Consider the following 15,681-nt stretch of genomic DNA (forward strand, 5'->3'; position numbering starts at 1 on the left):
ACTCAAACGATCTCCACCGGAGCCACCAGAGGAAAACGGCGCACGTTGGCAATGCCCAGGTCCTGATGTGTTGAGAGCACGGCCATACCCCCGCGCCGCGCATGAGCTGTCAGAAGCACCTCAAGATCGGCAACACCCTGTTTGTCAATTGCGGTAAACGGCTCATCAAGGATCCAGAGAGGAGCATCCGTCACCAATAGACGAGCCAGTACCGCCCGCCGCTGCTGGCCCGCGGACAAGGCATAACAGGGGATATCCTCATAGCCGCACAAACCCATTGAATGCAATATTTCTTCATCCTTTAAGGGACTATTGTCCCGGTGAATACGGCGCCACCAGGTGAGGTTTTCAATGGGTGAGAGGGGTTGCTTCAGACCAGGCAAGTGGCCAAGAAACAATAGATTTTGCAAATACAGCTGGCGATGGCGAGCGACATCAATACCCTGCCAAAACAACTTGCCGGCAGTGGGCATCAGAGCAGTTGAAAGAATTCGCAGTAGTGTGGTCTTACCGACCCCATTGGGCCCTTCTACTTGAAGAATATCCCCGGGTTCGACTGACAGGCAAATGTCAGAGAACAACACACGATCATCCCGTTCAAAGGCAATCGAGTCCAGTGTCAGTTGCGGAGTTTGGAACAACAGAAAACATCCAGCCAAGGGCGTAGCGGATATTATGCCAAAACTCAGGGTAGTAAGGAAAAAAGTTAAACCATATCAAGAGAAAAACAGCAGATCGCTGCCATCAGTCAATATCGTATTCGTAGTCACCTATCAACTTTTGCAGCCGGCGCTCTTCAAGCCGATCCTCAAGGCGTCTTCTGGCCTCTGAATTGACTATTTTTACGACGACTTCAGCCGTTTCGGTTTCCCGACCGGCATCGCCTTCTTCAACATCGAAATCATCGTCTTCTAAAGCGTCTTCGCCACTCATATCGAAACTCCTGGATCCCGACAGAACAACCCCAGCGAGGCAGGGGTAATGCACTTGTGATTTTGCGCAAAATAGGCGTAAATCACAAGCGGGTCAAGAAAAATAAATCTTTTAATATCAAATTGTTAAGTATTTTTTAAAAAATAGTTTTCGCTCAGCACCACTTATTAGATAGTGCAGATCTTCATTTCGGTCAATATCGACCAATGGATCGAGTTCAAGCCAGTCCCAGCTGTTCGCCATCAAGTGCTGCCGCGTCACCTCCATAACTACCTCTGTCCCCCACGGGACATCCTCAAAAATAGCCCGACAGGGACGATTGAGTCCCACCAGCACATAGCCACCATCGCAGGCCGGACCAAATACAGCAGGAGCCACCTGCAATGCCTTGAGCGCAGCGGCAATATAATCACGGTCAATACCCGGGCAATCGCTACCAATCAACAACACGTTGCGGTAATGCGGCAATCGGTCGGTAAAGGCATGGGACATGCGCTGCCCAAGGTCATCGCCTTTCTGCAGGCGCAACGGTACGCCCGTATTAGCCAGAAGAGCATCAAAAAAGGAATGTTCACTGTCAGACCAGAGTTCACTGTCTACCTGACCCACGGGCAAATGACGATTGAATACCCAGCTGACTAGAGCCCGATGCAATGCAGCACAGCCCGCTTGCCCCAACGCGGGCTCCAAGCGGGTCTTTACAGCACCCAGAAGTGGGGCTTTGGCAAATTGAATCAGGCAGCTGTCAGAGGAGCCGCGTATCATTCAGGATAATACTGCCTGGCCAGACGCACCGGGGAAACACCCAGAAAAAACGCCAGCCGCAACCACCACATCTGCAATACGGTGCTGACAATCCCCCGCCGCTGCCAGCGACGAACAGAAGTCCAAACAGGAGAAGGCAACACTTCGGGCGGACAACGGACCTTCAGGCGGCGACAGATTTCCACATCTTCCATCAGCGGGATAGCAGCAAAACCGCCGATCTGATTAAAAATATCACGACGTACAAACAGCCCCTGGTCTCCAGTGCCAATGCCGGAGAGACGGGCTCGACAACTCATCGCCCGCTCGATCACCCGGAATGCACAATGGTCCCCAGCCAGCCTGATTGCGAAAAACCCCCAGTCATTGCCAGACAGCCAACGTGTTGAAAAATCGGCAGGTAATCGGGTATCGCAATGCAGAAACAGCAGATAGCGGCCACTGGCCTTTGCTGCACCCGCGTTCATCTGTATGCCGCGGCCACGCGGGCTGCTGATAACCGTATCAGCCAAAGCAAGGGCCAGCTCGACTGAATCATCTGAACTCCCACCATCCACCACGACCAGCTCGACCCCCGATTCGCGCAGCGCCTGAAGATGCTGGAGACATTGGGTTGCCTCTGCACCTTCGTTGACCACTGGTATCACAATACTGAGCTGCAAACTGGCCATTAGTCCAACAGGATCCCTTTACCACCGCGATCACCCACCACCCTGAACAAATTCGTATCCGGCTGGCCACAATAATGATCACACTTCAGAAATTGCCTATAGATCTCGCCTTCACTTCTGACCAACAGCACAGTACTGAAGTGACCGAACAGCATAGTCGTGATGGAGAAAAACGGATTGAACACGATGTAATACTTCTCCAGCAAGCGAGTTTTATATTTTTTTAGAGCTGTGGCCGCAGCAGCGGAGGATACGACTTTCAAACTGCGGACATAGTATCCTGTAAAAATTCTCCAGGTTTATGAACCCTGGGAACCTGAACAGTTAGTGCACACCGGAATATCGGTTGGCAATATTTGCCTGTTAGACTGACAGAAATCATGTCAGATGTCCTATGCCAGCCAAAACCTGTCAGACCATTGTCATTTTAACCGGTGCCGGAATCTCTGCTGAATCCGGCATACAGACTTTCCGGGCCAACGATGGACTCTGGGAGAACCATCGGGTAGAGGATGTTGCCTCGCCAGAAGGCTTTGCCCGCGACCCAGCCACAGTACACCAGTTCTATAATGAGCGAAGGCAACAACTGCTGGATCCGGGTGTCACACCCAATCCAGCCCATATCGCACTGGCTGAATTTGAGCAGCAATTTTCCGGCAACTTGACGCTGGTTACACAGAATATCGACAATCTTCATGAGCGGGCAGGCAGCCGCCATGTCCTTCATATGCACGGGGAATTAATGAAAACCCGTTGCAGCACTTCCGGGAATATTTTTGATTGCCGCCAGGATACCGCAGAATCGATGGCATGCCCCTGTTGCAACAAAATAGGTACCCTTCGCCCCCACGTAGTCTGGTTTGGTGAAATGCCACTTTTTATGGGTGAAATCTACCGGGCTTTACACCAGTGTGATTTGTTTATTGCCATTGGCACCTCCGGCCATGTCTATCCGGCTGCGGGGTTTTTCGCAGCGGCCAAAGCGGCCGGGGCATACAGCGTTGAGCTAAACCTGGAGACCTCAATCAATGGTTCACAGTTTGATGAATGCCATCAGGGTCCGGCATCGAGATTAGTACCCGAGTACTTTTCATTGCTGTAATTGATCGCTGTAACCCCTGGGCCTCCAATCCATCAGGCCATGCCATTCAGGTAGCCGGCAAATGGGTATGATCCACTTCTTTCACTGCATAAAAAATACAATCACTCACCGCTATCGAGGGGTTGGTGGTGGCCATAAAAAGCTTTAAAAAGGTTCGCGGGTAAAGCTTACTCTCCCAGGAAACAAGATAGTCATCAATAACATCATCACCGTTGGCATCAACCACCCGGAGATTCTGGATACCCGCTGGACCCAACCAGGCCAGGGGTGAATCCGGACCGACAATACCAAAATTTCGTCGGTCGAGATGAAGTGGCAAGGTAATATCCATGCCGGGACAGGGTTCCTCTGCATAGCACAATCGTCCCCCGGACTTCAGCTCCAGTCTCACTGGATGCCGGTAGATGTCTCGCTCTACCAATCGCTCTGAATCGGGTAATTCCGGCCTGGACAGGTCTGCCTCCGTCATGAACCGCTTTAATCCCTGCCGGGCGATCGTGTCGGACAACGCCTGTGCGGCGCCGCCACACTCAATCGTCACTACCGGACAACCGAGGCCTGGGGACTCCATCAACGCCCCCAGACGGATATCGGTAATAATGAGGCGGTGGGTAAAGAGAATGGCAATATCCATATGAATGGGCTGCTCTTCCATAGCGACCGCAAAAGCGGGCCCATCACCGGAGGTATTGTGGAGGTCAATCACGGCCTCGGGGCCGACCCGGCGGATGATATCCAGCAATTCAGCAGCCAACATGGCCTGTGCATCTGAGTAGGGGGGGGCGAACAGCCGATTCATATCTCGCTGATCTGGCAAATAGCGGTGACTGAACTGAGGCTCGGTCAATGCCGCCTCGACCGAGACAATAGCCAGATAGGTATCCACCTCCGGTTCAAAGCTCTCGCATAACAATTGGTGGATCGCTTTCAAACCGGAGGGTTCATTGCCGTGCAGCAGAGTGACCAAAAAACGGCAACGGCTGCTATCTCGCCCGTCCAGTTTGATCACCGCTGGGCCGCCAAGCTGCACAAGGAAATCGGTAACGGATGCTGGTACATCCTCTGCCAAAAGCTTCTGGAGAATTCTGAAGGTTCCCCCCCACTGCATATTCACACCTCTATCTACTCGATATCAGCCCATTGGGATACCGGCGTATTGGCAACCGAGCGCGCCTGGTAGGCTGCCAGTAACTGCCGACAAACCTCTTTGCGGTTTATGCCAGCTGACATCAATTGAGTAAATTGGGCCAACTGCCAACTCGCACCATTCACACCGGTTGATAATCTGTGCTCGATGATCTTCAGCCACTTCCGGCATTCCTCTCCCTCGACCCCGATACTGGCGAAACCCTCTTCCGCAGTGGGCAACAGCTTGCTCAATACACTGGCCAGTGATTGCTCATGCAAACCATTTTGTCGCGCATTTGGCCATAGTAACTGCGCTTGCAGACCATCCTTTGCCGCCCGATAAAAGTTCTCCTCGGCATAGGCAAACGGCAGTGCCGACAACAAGGGTTCCAGCTGATCGGCCAGCCCCTCGGCAAGCCCGATAAACAGTGCCGCATTTGCTGCCATATCCAGTGGCGTTGGTCCCGCCGGCAGTGCTCTCATCTCTATCCTCAAATGAGCATCCCCCTCGGGATCAAAAATTGGCCGGTTCCAGGACCAGATGGTCCTGTCATGCAAACAAAGCTCCTCAAGTGACGGTATGCCACCGCCTGCCACCACGGCCCGGGGATCTTCCGCACTGACCAGCGGCATCAGAGGTTTATAGAGTTGCACCATTTCCCTGAACAATTCCAAAGCGTTCCCGCGCAACCAGCCATGGCCAAAACTGACACGGGCAGGCTTGTTCCAGCCATCATTCACGGCTGCAGGATCATCGATGGACTGTCTGAAGAGCGGGACCCGGGTTTCGTGCCAGAGACGGTGTCCCAGCAGGAGTGGCGAGTTGGCGGCGACACCAACCATCAAGGGAGTAATTAACTGGATAGCGTTCCACAACCTGCCAAACCGGGCGGGATCGGTGCGGTAGTGCAACTGAAAGGACGTACAGGCACCCTCCAGTGTCACATCACCGTGAACCAGATGAATCGGATCCGGGCCGTCAATATTAATGCCGAAAGCATCGGCCCGAGATTTTCGAATGGCTTCAGCGAGAACCTGATAACGAGGCTCATCTGTCATCACAGCTTCGCCAAAATGATGGGGTCCAAGCGTGGTCAGAATGCCGATAGGGATGACACCGCCACCCTCTTCACTCAACAGGGCCTGCAAATTCGTCATGATTTCCAGCATCTGCTTTTCGATTGCAGAAAATGGCTGACCCATCGCAGACACGGGGGAAAGATTAAACTCGAGGTTGTAGCGGTTCAGTTCAAGCGTCAGCCTGGGGTCGCCAGCTTGCGCCTGAACTTCCAGATTGCGCAGGAGCGGCCCACCCTCCCCGTCGACCAGATACAACTCCAGTTCTGCACCAATACTGGCATTGCCCTGACCAAATCCTGGCCGGGCCAGGAGACTATCCAGTGCATCGAGGCAGTGATGCAATTTTTCTTCAAACCGCTTGAAATCAGCGGGAGTAAAACTGGTTTTCTCAATGGATTGACCCATTCAACATACCCCCTGCCATTCCAACTGACGGCCCAGCTGACTGATCGGTTTCACCTCTGACACCGCGGCGGGGTCATTGCTCAATATTTCCCGGTGGAAATAACATCGCACCCGTTTGTACCGATGGATAAAGGGTTTCAAGACTTTCCGAGCGACCGGAGCTGGTCGCCATTCTGGCATGGTGACGGCGCAGCTGTCGGGGCTCAAAAACACCACAGGAATGAGCGATCATTCCAACATCATAGGTCATATTCGCCACATAATTTGCTACCCGCTCGGACTTCAGCGTTGGATCCAGTCCACGCTGCAGTTTCGGATCATGGGTAGTAACGCCCGTGGGACAGATATTTTTATTGCACTGCATGGCCTGAATACAACCCAGAGAAAACATGAAACCACGCCCGGAGTTGACAAAATCCGCACCCATGCAGAGAGCCCATGCCACACTGGAAGGGACAATCAGTTTTCCCGACGCAATCACCTTGATACGCGCTTTGAGGCCATAGCCGCACAGCAAATCCACAACAGCCGGCAAACTCTCCCGAATGGGCAACCCCATATAGTCCATTAGTGCCTGGGGAGCAGCACCTGAACCACCCTCAGCACCGTCTATGGTGATAAAGTCGGGCGCCGTTTCAATGCCTCGCTCCAGTATCAGCTTGAACAGGTCTTCCAGCCACAGGGTATCGCCAATAACCGTTTTAAATCCGACGGGTTTGCCCGTCACCCTGCGCACCTGATCAGTCATATCCAGCAGGCTTGCAGCGTTGGTAATTTCCAGATGCCGGTTCGGGCTGATCGCATCCTCGCCTACTGAAATGGCCCGGATGAGCGCAATCTCCTCAGTGACCTTGGCACCGGGCAGGATTCCGCCCTTGCCCGGCTTGGCACCCTGGCTGAGCTTGATCTCAAACATTTTGACCTCCGGATGAGCGGCAACACCAGCCAACCTCTCTTCACTGAGTCGTCCCTGCTCATCCCGAATACCGAATTTCGCCGTGCCAATCTGAAAAACAATATCGCAGCCACCTTCAAGGTGGTAAGAGGATAACCCCCCTTCGCCGGTATTTAACCAGCAGCCGGCTTTAGCCGCACCGCGCGATAAGGCCTGCAAGGCAGGTTTCGACAGTGCTCCATAGCTCAGACCGGAAATGTTCAGAATGGAGACTGTTGTAAACGGTTTTTCACAATAGGGGCCGATGGTAATGGGACTGGGGGCCACCGCATCCTCGCCACGCGTAGGATAGGCACAGTTAACAAAAAATATTGAACCTAGCGGGCGCAGATCGCGGGTTGAGCCGAAGGCAAGGGTTCGATCCACATCCTTCGAGGCCCGATAGACCCAGGCACGCTCTGCCCGGTTGAAAGGCATTTCCTCGCGATCCATGGCATAGAAATATTGTCGAAGAAATTCACCCATGTGTTCAAACAGGTAACGGAAGCGACCAACAACGGGATAGTTCCGGCGAACCGCGTGCTTCGTCTGAGTGATATCAATGATATAAAACACTAACAGCGTGAGTATCACCAGGCCAAAGGAAATCACAAAAATGGCGGCCAGAGAATTCAGCGTGAAGGAAACCCAACCTGACATGACTGATTCCATATTTTATTTTGACCTGCTTTAAACGCGCACAAGATCCTAGAGATTAGAATAATCTCACTGATCTGAACATGGTACGCTGACAGAAACAACTACCCGGTTGATCTGACCAGTAGTCTCCCGAACGAAAACTGATCATAATTCGCGCCCGCACTCCATCAATCAGGACTTATGCCAAAAAAGATTTTACGTCGCTTCCTGCCGGATCCACACAAGATTCTTCACGTGCGGCCCCTTCGCTGGATGGGGCCGTTACAGAGGGATCCCAATCTGTTTCATATCAACCGGGCCTCCATTTCGACCTCTTTTTTTATCGGACTTTTTTGTGCTTTCCTGCCAATTCCGGGCCAAACTCTGGTAGCTGCGCTATTGGCATTGATTCTCCGCAGCAATCTGCCGCTGGCAGTGGCACTGATCTGGATCAGCAATCCGTTGACGATCACCCCGATGTTTTTATCTGCTTACGGCGTGGGTGCCTGGCTGCTGGGCCAAAGAGAATCTCACCTTGTTATTGAGTTAAGCTGGGATTGGGCGATCGCACAGAGTAGTCGAATCTGGTTGCCATTGTTGACCGGTAGTCTGATCTGCGGCTTAACAAGTGGCATCATTGGCTATCTGGCCATTTTCAATCTGTGGCGATGGCAGGTAATCAGAAATTGGGACCGTCGCCAGAAGAAACGCCTGGGACACGCAGCGGCCCTATTGAGTCGGAGGGGTAAACCCTAACCGATAGCAGGCGATCACTCATATCTCAGGACTTCTGCAGGGCGGGTATTAGATGCACGGATGGCGGGATACAAGGTTGCCAGAAAATTCAACGCCAATGCCACCACGATAATCATCACGACATCGTGCCAGAGCAACGCCGAGGGAAGATAGTCAAGCGGATAGATTTCCGAGTTGAGTAACGGGCGACCCATCAATGATTCAAGCCACCGGGCTGCCGCCGTAATATTCAGGGCTCCGGCCACTCCCAACAGCACGCCCAGCAGGGTACCAAACAATCCGATCAGTGCGCCCTGGGTGAGAAAAACTGCAACAATTTCATGCCGGACAAACCCCTGTGTTTTGAGGATCGCAATCTCGGCACGCTTGTCGATCACGGTCATCATCAACATTGAAATTACATTGAAAACAGCGATGGCAATGATCAGAAAAACCAGCAGGGAAACCAGATTTCGGGACATTTTTATGGCTTGATAGAGATTGCCATGGGTTTGTATCCAATCGGAAAACCGGTAACCGAGTGGCAGCACCTGCAACAGATCATAGCCGGTCTGGCGAGCCTGGAAGACATCGACCACTCTCACCTGCAATCCCTGAGCCCGATCAGCATGCCCCGCCAGTTTGGATACTACTTCGAGACCGGCCAGCACCAGACTCTGATCAGCAGCCGTATGGGTATCGAAGGTACCGAGCAACGTAAACGTGGCTATTCTGGGCGCCTGCTGTCGCCCATTTCCACCGGCTGACGGAACCAGCAATGTCACTCGATCACCTGTGGACAACGACAGTTTTTCGGCAACCCCACCCGCCATCAAAAGTCCATTGGAATGATCAGCCAGCCGCATCATCAGCTCAGAGGCAACGAACATACCCATGAACGGAGCAGCCAGGGACGGCTCCAGCCCCATCACTTCTACGGGTCTTGTTTTGCCGCGGTGCGTCAACATCCCCTCCAACCGGGTAAACGGCATCACCGCACGAACATTCGGCTGCTGCTCCAGAATTTGATGCAATTTGTCAGTCTGCTGCACACCCTGCTCATTGGATAATCGTATGTGAGGCACCGCTGCGAGAATACGTGACTCCATCTCCCGGTCGAATCCATTCATCACTGAGATCACCACTACCAGCAGGGCAACACCCATCACCAGCCCCAGGATAGCCAACAGCGAAATAAACGACACCATCCGGCTGCCAGTGCCGGAGGTGAAATTACGCAGCCCGATAAAGAGCGTTAAAGGTCTGAACACGGCCGGCTACAACTCCTGAGCCATGGAGCGAGATTCAGTGACATCAGTCAGGCAACCTTCTGTGAGGGAGAGGACCCGATCCATCCGGGACGCCACCTCGGCATCGTGGGTGACCACGACAAAACTGATTGCCAGATCCCGGTTTAATGACATCAACAATTCCAGTACCGTTTCTGCTGTGACAGGATCAAGGTTACCGGTTGGTTCGTCCATCAGCACACAGGCCGGTTTTCTCACAAGAGCGCGCGCAATGGCGACTCTCTGCCGCTCACCCCCGGATAACTCTGAGGGCTTGTGATCACAACGCGATCCCAGCCCGACCCTATCGAGCATATCCCGTGCCTGCGTTTTTGCTTCGGCAACCGGTATTTTTGCCACCAGCAGCGGCATGGCCACATTTTCGAGTGCACTGAATTCCCCCAGCAGATGATGAAACTGGTAGACGAATCCCAGGTGCTGATTGCGCCATCGAGCACGTTTTGATTCATTCATCGGCTTCAGCGCAGCACCCATCACATTGACAAAACCCTCGTCCGGATCATCCAGCCCACCCAGGAGGTTCAGGAGCGTGGTTTTTCCGGAACCGGATGTGCCGATTATCGCGATCCTCTCGCCACTGTGAACCTCCAGCGACAACCCCTTTAACACATCAATGCGCTCTGCACCCTGACAATAGTGTCTGGAGAGGTTGCCACAATGCATCACTGCAGTTGAATCAGTGGTCATAACGCAAGGCCTCCGCCGGTAAGATTTGTCCCGCTCGGTATGACGGATAAAGTGTGGCCAGAAGGCTCAATCCAAAACCGAGCCCGCTTATGATCACGACATCCGGCCACAATAACCTGGAGGGTAACTGGCTGATGAAATATACATCCGGGTCAAATACACTGAAGCCGGCTGCATATTCAAGCCAATGGACGATGTCGCCAATCCACAGGGCAAGCAAACTGCCCGCCACCACACCGCAAAGTACTCCAAGAAAGCCGACAGCGCTTCCCTGCACCATAAAAATCCGTGAAATTGTTCCAGCCTCGACACCCAGAGTTCGCAGCACTGCGATATCCTGGCGTTTATCAGCCACCATCAAAATCAGGCTGGCGATAATATTAAAAGCCGCGACCGCAATAATGGCCGCCAACAGCAATCCAACCACCTTTTTCTCCAGCTCTATCGCCTGGAATAAATTGCCCATGTCCTCAGTCCAGGCTTTGGCCTTGAAAGCAGAATCAATTTTGTCAGTCAATGTGGCAACTATTTCACTTGCATCAAAAGGATCGGCAAGTCGAAGTCTCACACCTGTAACTGTATCACGGGTGCGAAACAGCTTCTGGGCATCGCGATAATGAACAAATGCGAGCCCGGTATCCACCTGCGCACCCGCCTGGAAAACACCAAATACGCGAAACCGTTTATAGCGGGGGAAAATACCCGCCGGGGTCACATTCAACTCAGGCAACGACAGGACCACAGCATCTCCCCGAATGACCCCAAGCGACCGGGCAAGGAGGTTGCCGATAACGATGCCATACTCCCCCGGCTGAAGTAACGCCATCTCACCAACCACCATATGCTCACTGATCGGGCTGACTGAGTGCTCCAAAAGCGGGTCTATGCCCTGTACCAGAACACCTTGCCCCTGGGCATCTGAAGACAACAGGCCGTAACCCTCGACGTAGGGAGCAAATGCCTCAACACCTTTAACAAGGGCTGCATCAGCACCCAATTGCTGCCAGTTACTGACACCGGCTTCATTGAATATTGCTGTATGGGCCACTACATTGAGAATTCGCTGCCTGATTTCACGATCGAAACCGTTCATTACCGAAAGTACCAGAATAAGTGCCGCCACACCCAGGGCCATGGCGATAAAAGAAAGCAGGGATATAAAGGATACAAAACCATTTTTGCGTCTGCTGCGGATATAGCGCAGACCGATAAAAAGAGGCAGATTGGTAATCATGGGAAGGCATTAAATCGGAATCACTGAAGGCAAACAAGTGAACATTTCAAACCGATGGATAAACCGTTTATTTGATACCCGCCAATTTTGCAGTTGCACTTCCTGCATTTCAGCTTACTATAATTGAATCTTACAAAAGCGGCCTCGAACTGCAGGCAACACGCTTGAACTCAAGGGAATTTCATCATGAACAAGCTACTGGTACTGCCCTTCCTTGCGATATTGAGCCTGCCGATAGCTGCAGTTGCCGAGCAGGTCATTATTCCCGTCGGGCAACAGTCGTCAGAAAATCAGGCGATTGAGAAACCGGAGCGGGGCACCAGCAAGGACAGGGTTCGCGCTAAATTTGGCGAGCCCTCAAGCATGAAGCCCGCAGTAGGAGAACCGCCGATCTCATCCTGGGAATACCCTGAGTTCAACGTCTATTTTGAATACGAACATGTGCTCCATTCGGTACTCAAGCGCACTGAGCCGGGGAATACCGCTGCAGAGTGATTCTGCCCACAATTCTACCCTGTCAAATCCAACAGATTTCCCCGCCCGGTCATCCGATTACCAGTTTGCGGGATTCCCGACATAACCGATTGATTCCGTTAATGGCAGCAATTCGGTAGGCTTCGGCCATGGTCGGGTAATTGAATGTGGTGCGAATAAAATACTCAATGGTATTCGCATCACCGGGCTGGTTCATAATGGCCTGACCAATATGAATAATTTCCGATGCCTCGGCACCAAAACAATGCACACCGAGAATTTCCAGTGTTTCCTGATGGAACAACACCTTTAGCACACCCACTTCCTCTCCGGAAATATGAGCGCGGGCAATATTCTTGAAGTAGGCGCGGCCTATTTCGTAGGGAACCTGCTGTTCGGTGAGCTCGGACTCGGTCTTGCCGACAAAACTGATTTCCGGGATTGTCCAGATGCCGGTGGCAACATCTTCAACGTGATATTCGCGCGCTGCACCGCACATATGTGCCGCAGCAAACCGCCCCTGATCGTAGGCTGCACCTGCCAGTGATGGCCATCCCACCACATCACCAGCTGCGTATATGTGCGGCACCGTGGTCTGATAGTGCCCGTTGACTTCCAACTGACCGCGCTCATTGACAGCCAGTCCCAACTCATCTAAACCCATGCCTTTGGTATTGCCGGAACGGCCATTGGACCAGAGCAGGGCCTCCGCGTGAATCCGCTTGCCGGATTTCAGCTCCATGGTGACACCGTTATTACGGGTTTCTATGTGGTCATATTCCTCGTTATGCCGAACGGTGACATTCAGATCACGGAGGTGGTAGCTAAGCGCATCAGAAATTTCGTCATCGAGAAACGATAACAGTCCCGAACGACTGTTCACCAGGTCGACACGGGTTTCGAGGCCAGCAAAAATCGATGCGTACTCACAGCCGATAACCCCCGCACCGTAAATAATAATATTGCGGGGTGTTCTGTTCAGTTTCAGAATGGAATCACTGTCAAAAATACAGGGGTGATCAAAATCAACATCTTCGGGATGATAGGGACTTGAACCCGTTGCAATCAGAAAAAATTTTCCCTTGATCGTTTCTTGGGTGTGGTCAGGTTGTTTGATGGAAATCTGATAAGTATCCGTGAAACTGGCTCGCCCTACATGGAGTTTGATTCGATTGCGGGAATAATCTTTGGTGCGCCCTTCAACCTGTTTGCGAATGACATCATCGGCCGATTGCATCAGGTCCGGGAATGAGAACCAGCGGGGGTCGCCCACTGCGCGGAACATGGGCATGGTATTGAACTGGACCATGCGCCGGACCGCATGGCGCAAAGCTTTTGAGGGGATGGTTCCCAGATGGGTACAGTTACCCCCCACCATAGGCCGCTCATCCACCACTGCCACCGACCAGCCCTGCTTTACGGCCGACATTGCCGCACCCTCACCAGCCGGGCCACTGCCAATTATCACCAGATCATACTGATAATCTGCCATGCTTTAAAACTCCATATCTATCGGTTGTATAGTAGGCACCACATAGTAGCTACTTCATCACAACCCCATGTTCACAACACCTCCAGTGCCACCGTTACAAACCATAGCAAGTGAGACGAACCTTGGTGTATCAATACACCTACCTATCTAGTATTCAGATGCGATATCTGCTTGTTCAACCAGCAGGGTCTCGTAAGACTGGTAATCGCGACTGGCGGCCGTCAGGGCAACCGTCGTGGAAAGCACCTGCTTCTGCTCTTCACTCAGCTTGGTGAAATCACCCTCCGTCACCCTGGTCAGAGACACAACCACGTGATCGCCATCGGCAAGGGGCAAATCGCTGACGACAGGGCTGTCTGCAGGCTCTGACATGGAGAAGACCCATTGCCGGATCTCCTCATTAAGTTTGCCGCTGAAACGCTTGGTGTCGAGATTAACCTGCCATTCGAGCGACTCTTTTTTAGCCACTTCTTCAATGGATTCACCTGCTTTCACACGAGCGACCAATGTTTCAGCCCGCTCAATCAGTTGACGGTCCGCACGTTCCTTCTTGAGTATCTGCTCAATACGGGACTTGACTTCCGCCAGCGACTTTAGCTGTGACGGAATGCACTCGCGAAGCGACAAAACCACGACGTGATCATCTGCCAGATCGAGCACCTCACTGGTGACACCTTTTTCCAGCACCGGCTCACTGAATGCGGCGGCTATTACCTGTGGTTTGTCTGTAATGCCCTCACCACCATCGCGGCTGAATGGCTCACTAACCTGCAGCTGCAGATCAAGCCTATCGGCGACACTTTCCAGAGAGTCCGCATTATAGGAGATATCTTTCAGCTCCTCGATACGCTCTGGCAACAATTCCAGGGCCAGCTGCTGTTGAAGTTCGCGCCGGATACCCGGTTCAATATCATCACGATTGGGTAGTTCAGCCGCTTTTTCTGCTATCAGTTTGACCAGATGAACACCGAGATCGGTTTCAACAGGACCAGAGACCTCACCGACAGACAGGGCATCCAGTGCTACGCTCAAGGATTCCGGCAAATCTCCCCGCTGCACAAATCCAAGGTCACCACCTTGTTCAGCCGTGCTGTAATCCTCTGAATACTGCCCAGCAAGCGCAGCAAAGTCTTCACCGGCTTCAAGCTGTTGCCGGATGTCAGAAATTTTATCGAGATGGCTGCCATCGTCCTGCTTTTCAAGCAGGATCTGTGCCACTTGTCGTGACTGCTTGGCACGAGCAGCGCTCACCCTCGCCTCAATCACATCGTTGACAACGTTTTCCTCCACAACCACATCTCGTATCAGGTCATCGGGGCGCAATTCTATGTATTCCACCACCACTTGCTCATCTGCCATAAACTGGTTTGTGTTGCTTTCGTAAAAAGCTTCGATTTCTTCGTCAGTGATAGAAATCGCCTCCAGTATCGGGGCACGGGGAATCGTCAGATAATAAAAATCCCGGGTTTGCTCGGTAATGCTCGCCAACAACTGGTTTTCTCCCTCCGTAGAAAACCCGGTATTGGCAACCCCCTGCATAAACTGGCTGCCCAGCAAATCTCCACGCAGCAGCTTGTTGTAGGAATTGGGTGTGTAACCCATCTGCCTGAGCACAAACTCATAACGCTGCACATCAAATTTGCCATCCACCTGAAAATCAGGAACCTCCAGCAACAGGCGGTAGATCATCTTGTCATCAATCGCCATGCCACGCTCCTGGGCGGCAAGCTCGACCACTTTCTGGCGAATAAGCTGCTGCATGACCGGACCACGAAGCTGTTCATCATTGATCATGGAGGGCTCCAGATCCTCGTACCGGTTTAGGATCTGCTGCTTCTGAAGCGCCACAGATTGCTCCAAACGAAGTTCCGTAATGCTCTCGCCATTGACGCTGGCAGCCTCTTCAACAGAGCTCCCACTGAGAAATATGGCATCCACACCGAACAGAGCAAACGGCACAATGATAATAGCGACCAACACAATTTTGGCCGAGCCTTTGAGGTTGTCTCGAAAGTCCTGCAGCATAGAAGTCTCTTGATTTGATTTTATTTGAACGTATCGGAGTATTTTATAAAAAAAGGCGCATCGCAGA

General features: G+C 52.4%; 16 protein-coding genes. 3 read left to right on the forward strand and 13 right to left on the reverse strand.

The features are described from left to right. Positions 1-2: 2 nt before the first annotated feature. The 5 genes from ccmA to ACTF5G_RS00535 form a co-directional block, all read right to left on the reverse strand. On the reverse strand, positions 3-641 hold the full coding sequence (gene ccmA, locus ACTF5G_RS00515; RefSeq protein ID WP_438950856.1) for a cytochrome c biogenesis heme-transporting ATPase CcmA: 639 nt from the start codon (positions 639-641) through the stop codon (positions 3-5). A gap of 103 nt (positions 642-744) precedes the next feature. Continuing rightward, a complete protein-coding gene (locus ACTF5G_RS00520; RefSeq protein ID WP_438950857.1) occupies positions 745-933 on the reverse strand; it encodes a PA3496 family putative envelope integrity protein in 189 nt (62 codons plus the stop codon). 117 nt (positions 934-1,050) lie between these two features. After that, on the reverse strand, positions 1,051-1,698 hold the full coding sequence (locus tag ACTF5G_RS00525; RefSeq protein WP_438950858.1) for a TIGR04282 family arsenosugar biosynthesis glycosyltransferase: 648 nt from the start codon (positions 1,696-1,698) through the stop codon (positions 1,051-1,053). After that, positions 1,695-2,369 carry a TIGR04283 family arsenosugar biosynthesis glycosyltransferase gene (locus tag ACTF5G_RS00530; RefSeq protein WP_438950859.1) on the reverse strand — a complete coding sequence of 225 codons (675 nt, stop codon included), beginning with the start codon at positions 2,367-2,369 and terminating at the stop codon, positions 1,695-1,697. Before ACTF5G_RS00530 ends, ACTF5G_RS00525 begins: the two co-directional genes overlap by 4 nt. After that, the gene (locus ACTF5G_RS00535; RefSeq protein ID WP_438950860.1) at positions 2,369-2,554 is read right to left on the reverse strand and encodes a hypothetical protein; all 186 of its coding nucleotides are present in this window, start codon (positions 2,552-2,554) and stop codon (positions 2,369-2,371) included. The genes ACTF5G_RS00530 and ACTF5G_RS00535 overlap by 1 nt, the downstream gene beginning before the upstream one ends. Positions 2,555-2,763: 209 nt before the next feature. Between ACTF5G_RS00535 and cobB the strand changes: the two genes are divergently transcribed. Then, the gene (cobB, locus tag ACTF5G_RS00540) at positions 2,764-3,471 is read left to right on the forward strand and encodes a Sir2 family NAD+-dependent deacetylase (protein WP_438950861.1); all 708 of its coding nucleotides are present in this window, start codon (positions 2,764-2,766) and stop codon (positions 3,469-3,471) included. 46 nt (positions 3,472-3,517) lie between these two features. Here cobB and ACTF5G_RS00545 read toward each other — a convergent pair whose 3' ends face one another. The 3 genes from ACTF5G_RS00545 to ACTF5G_RS00555 form a co-directional block, all read right to left on the reverse strand. Further along, positions 3,518-4,579 (reverse strand): succinylglutamate desuccinylase, encoded by a 1,062-nt coding sequence (locus tag ACTF5G_RS00545; RefSeq protein ID WP_438950862.1) that lies wholly within the window; start codon positions 4,577-4,579, stop codon positions 3,518-3,520. 14 nt (positions 4,580-4,593) lie between these two features. After that, positions 4,594-6,084, reverse strand: a complete 1,491-nt coding sequence (locus ACTF5G_RS00550; RefSeq protein WP_438950863.1) for a glutamate--cysteine ligase — start codon at positions 6,082-6,084, stop codon at positions 4,594-4,596. Positions 6,085-6,157: 73 nt separating this feature from the next. Next, the gene (locus tag ACTF5G_RS00555; protein WP_438950864.1) at positions 6,158-7,678 is read right to left on the reverse strand and encodes an FMN-binding glutamate synthase family protein; all 1,521 of its coding nucleotides are present in this window, start codon (positions 7,676-7,678) and stop codon (positions 6,158-6,160) included. Between the two features lie 180 nt (positions 7,679-7,858). Between ACTF5G_RS00555 and ACTF5G_RS00560 the strand changes: the two genes are divergently transcribed. Beyond that, positions 7,859-8,413: a DUF2062 domain-containing protein gene (locus ACTF5G_RS00560; protein ID WP_438950865.1), complete on the forward strand. Its 555-nt coding sequence runs from the start codon at positions 7,859-7,861 to the stop codon at positions 8,411-8,413. Between the two features lie 14 nt (positions 8,414-8,427). On the opposite strand, the gene ACTF5G_RS00565 is transcribed toward ACTF5G_RS00560, so the two are convergent. The 3 genes from ACTF5G_RS00565 to ACTF5G_RS00575 are packed head-to-tail and all read right to left on the reverse strand — an operon-like array spanning position 8,428 to position 11,623. Continuing rightward, positions 8,428-9,663, reverse strand: a complete 1,236-nt coding sequence (locus ACTF5G_RS00565; protein WP_438950866.1) for a lipoprotein-releasing ABC transporter permease subunit — start codon at positions 9,661-9,663, stop codon at positions 8,428-8,430. A 6-nt stretch (positions 9,664-9,669) separates the two neighbouring features. Continuing rightward, complete coding sequence (lolD, locus tag ACTF5G_RS00570) at positions 9,670-10,389, reverse strand: lipoprotein-releasing ABC transporter ATP-binding protein LolD (RefSeq protein WP_438950867.1); 720 nt, start codon at positions 10,387-10,389, stop codon at positions 9,670-9,672. Next, positions 10,379-11,623 (reverse strand): lipoprotein-releasing ABC transporter permease subunit, encoded by a 1,245-nt coding sequence (locus ACTF5G_RS00575; protein ID WP_438950868.1) that lies wholly within the window; start codon positions 11,621-11,623, stop codon positions 10,379-10,381. The genes lolD and ACTF5G_RS00575 overlap by 11 nt, the downstream gene beginning before the upstream one ends. Before the next feature lie 186 nt (positions 11,624-11,809). Between ACTF5G_RS00575 and ACTF5G_RS00580 the strand changes: the two genes are divergently transcribed. Then, positions 11,810-12,118, forward strand: coding sequence for a hypothetical protein (locus tag ACTF5G_RS00580; protein ID WP_438950869.1), 309 nt, complete (start codon positions 11,810-11,812; stop codon positions 12,116-12,118). Between the two features lie 49 nt (positions 12,119-12,167). Here ACTF5G_RS00580 and sthA read toward each other — a convergent pair whose 3' ends face one another. Together sthA and ACTF5G_RS00590 are read right to left on the reverse strand one after the other, a co-directional pair. Continuing rightward, complete coding sequence (sthA, locus tag ACTF5G_RS00585) at positions 12,168-13,589, reverse strand: Si-specific NAD(P)(+) transhydrogenase (protein ID WP_438950870.1); 1,422 nt, start codon at positions 13,587-13,589, stop codon at positions 12,168-12,170. A 147-nt stretch (positions 13,590-13,736) separates the two neighbouring features. Next, complete coding sequence (locus ACTF5G_RS00590) at positions 13,737-15,614, reverse strand: SurA N-terminal domain-containing protein (protein WP_438950871.1); 1,878 nt, start codon at positions 15,612-15,614, stop codon at positions 13,737-13,739. Positions 15,615-15,681: the final 67 nt, after the last annotated feature.

The organism is Porticoccus sp. (assembly GCF_965660005.1).
Taxonomy (GTDB): Bacteria; Pseudomonadota; Gammaproteobacteria; order Pseudomonadales; family Porticoccaceae; genus Porticoccus.